This window comes from Streptomyces hirsutus (assembly GCF_001418415.1).
GTDB classification, from domain to species: Bacteria; Actinomycetota; Actinomycetes; order Streptomycetales; family Streptomycetaceae; genus Streptomyces; species Streptomyces hirsutus.
Genome location: NZ_LIQT01000640.1, coordinates 1 through 1324 on the forward strand (window position 1 = coordinate 1; position 1324 = coordinate 1324).

The 1324-nt window shown below is 66.4% G+C and carries 2 protein-coding genes; both read right to left on the reverse strand.

Features of this window, described 5'->3' with window-relative positions; translation table 11 throughout:
- Positions 1 to 296: hypothetical protein (locus tag AOK11_RS44220; protein WP_206188997.1), on the reverse strand; the 296-nt coding region annotated here is incomplete at its 3' end.
- Positions 297 to 347: 51 nt separating this feature from the next.
- Positions 348 to 980, reverse strand: coding sequence for a hypothetical protein (locus AOK11_RS45855; protein ID WP_063793575.1), 633 nt, complete (start codon positions 978 to 980; stop codon positions 348 to 350).
- Positions 981 to 1324: the final 344 nt, after the last annotated feature.

Consider the following 1324-nt stretch of genomic DNA (forward strand, 5'->3'; position numbering starts at 1 on the left):
GGACGCCGCTGACGGCCCCTGACTGTGTACACGACCAGCTGGTCCGGATGGCGAAGCGGATGGTCGTCTCGGTGCGGTGGTCGGGGGCTGTCCTCGGGTGGCGGCGTGGCCGGGTGGCTTCGTTCACCTCCAGGCACAGCGATGGCCGGCAGGTTCCGGAGGCGGTCGGTGATCACTCGCCTGGTGAATCTCGACGAAATGGTTCTGCCCACGAGGTTGGCCAGCGCTTCGACGTAGGTTCGGGAGTCACCTGGCTGCTGAAACGAGTCCGATTTGTTCACGAGAAGCGACAGCACTGACGCCTCCTGTCCTTGTCGCCCAAGAGGCTGTTGGGGGCGAGCTGGTGGTTACCGTTTTTCAGGCGTGAACGGACCGGTCGCGGGGGCTACGCACATTTCGACGACGGTCTGCTCGCCGACCGCCGAGCCGTCCAAGCAGAGCCGTCCGCCTCGGTCGCGCAGATCGAGGAAGAATCGCGTGGTCGTACCGGACTGCTTAAGGCCGTGGATGCGCTCGTTGATGTAGCCGAGGTCGTTCAGGATCGTCCTGACCTTGGTGGGGGTGGGATCCGCCAGATCCCACAGCGCTTGGGCGATGCGCTGTTCATGGTGAACGCCCGCGCACCAGTCGCGAGCGTTCAGCTCCACTTCCGGCCCCGCCGTGGGGGCGATGGGCTCGATCGCGTCGCTCGGCGGTGTCTTCACCGTGCCGGGCGGCAACGTCTCCGCCGGACCGGTCGGCGGCGCCTCTGGCGCAGCGCTCGGGGGACACGACTGCGCGACCTTGTTCAGCATCTCTGTGAAGGCCGCGCTGGGCCGGGCCCCGACGGTGTCAACGTGCTTGCTTTGCGGTCCGTCGGCGCCTGCCTTCTCCGTGCCGCAGGCGGTGAGCGCCAGAGTGGTGAGAGCTGCTATCGCGAGCGTGAGCCGCAGACGGCGCGGGGAGCAGGCGACCGCGCTGGTCGAGACAGGGGTTCTCATGTGCCAAGTTTCCGATCAAGCCACCGCCTCCACGTGAGTGCGCGTACTCACAGGAGTAGGGGTGGGGTACTCACTCAGACCTCGATGACACGTGACCAAGCTTCAGCAACCGTGCTGTCGGTTCTCGTGAACATTGACTTCGCAGCGGATCAGGTGCCTCTCGACCAGGTGAACATCTGCTGCTCAATCTCGTGGACAAAGCAAACGAAAGGTGACGGCACTTCGCAGGTGGTGTTCGTGGGCCTCGCGCAGCCCTACCGCCTGGTCGTCGTCGGCCGGGGCCGCGTTCGCCGGCGACGTCGCCGCGGTGGTGGTGGTGGTGTCGGCCGGATCGGCGGTCGGGG